The organism is Psychrobacter sp. 1U2, from assembly GCF_051847575.1.
The window spans coordinates 1-1180 of the sequence record NZ_JBPYDC010000346.1; the positions used below are offsets into that span (position 1 = coordinate 1).

General features: G+C 42.5%; 2 protein-coding genes. One reads left to right on the forward strand and one right to left on the reverse strand.

What is annotated here, in order from left to right; genetic code table 11:
- A partial coding sequence (locus ACS8FD_RS15690; RefSeq protein ID WP_439276531.1) for a DUF4377 domain-containing protein occupies positions 1-381 on the forward strand: 381 nt, incomplete at its 5' end.
- A 134-nt stretch (positions 382-515) separates the two neighbouring features.
- Here the strand turns inward: ACS8FD_RS15690 and ruvC are convergent.
- Positions 516-1100, reverse strand: coding sequence for a crossover junction endodeoxyribonuclease RuvC (gene ruvC, locus ACS8FD_RS15695; RefSeq protein ID WP_299219227.1), 585 nt, complete (start codon positions 1098-1100; stop codon positions 516-518).
- Positions 1101-1180: the final 80 nt, after the last annotated feature.

Below are 1180 nucleotides of genomic sequence, written 5' to 3' on the forward strand. Positions count from 1 at the left end.
AATGAGGCGCCTCCAACTCTTACTCAAATCACAAGCGACAGCACTACTCTCGTTTGGAGAGGCAGAATGACAGCGCAAGCAAAATATAATAGTAGAGGTGAAACAATATTTTGGGCAGTGGACGCAAACACAAAACTTTGCCCCAATGATAAGGCGCAGAGTTGTTTACAAGTAAAACCTATTACCTATGATGATCAAGGTATTAAGATAGACGAAGGTGAGTGGACAGCGTTCAAAGGTAATATTGAAGGTTATGAGCATAACCCTGGTCATGATGAAATATTGCGCTTGCAGCGTTATAAGCTTGCAGCGGATGGCGACACAGATACAAAGTATGCTTATGTGCTTGATATGGTGATAGAAAGTTCGGTATCCAGTTAAATACAGTAGCTTAAAAAGCAAAACATGGCCATAAAAAGCACGTGCCTATATAGCGATAGCGCGTGCTTTTTGTTTAATGGTTACCGATATTACAATGTGTTGCTTGATCGCTCATATATAGGACAAACAAGTGCTTAACGCAAATTCCCCAAGTCCTCTTCGGTTAGACGCCAGCGGCCCTTTTTCTTAGAAGCACCGCGTCCACGCATAGAGCTATTGAGCAATAATTTATTCATCGAATGACTAGAGTGCGCATGGCAGATAGCACAGGCTAGGCCGTCAGCAGCATCTGCTTGTGGCACCACATCTAAAGATAATATTCGACAAACCATTTCTTGTACTTGCTCTTTAGCTGCTGCACCGTAACCGCAAACTGCTTGTTTGATTTGACGGGCGGTATATTCTGATACTTCTAAATCCAGTGCGACCATTGCTGCAATAGCAGCGCCGCGAGCTTGCCCAAGCTTGAGCGCAGAGTCGGGGTTTTCTGCCATAAATACTTGCTCAATAGCAGCATAAATAGGTTCATTGGCATATTTTAGATGATACTGGGTAATACGAGTTAGACCATTAAAGATACGCTTAAGACGTTCAGGCATCTCTTTTGTGTCAGTACGGATAGTACCTGCATCAATATAAGTTAGCTTGTCGCCCGTTTGCTGAATAACCCCGTAGCCCGTCATACGTGAGCCAGGATCAATGCCTATAATAATTGTCATAGTATTCCGTCTTGCTTTCATTTTTTTATGGCTTAAAAATCAACCTCAAGTTTGATAGTATAGCAATCAATCCCCATATA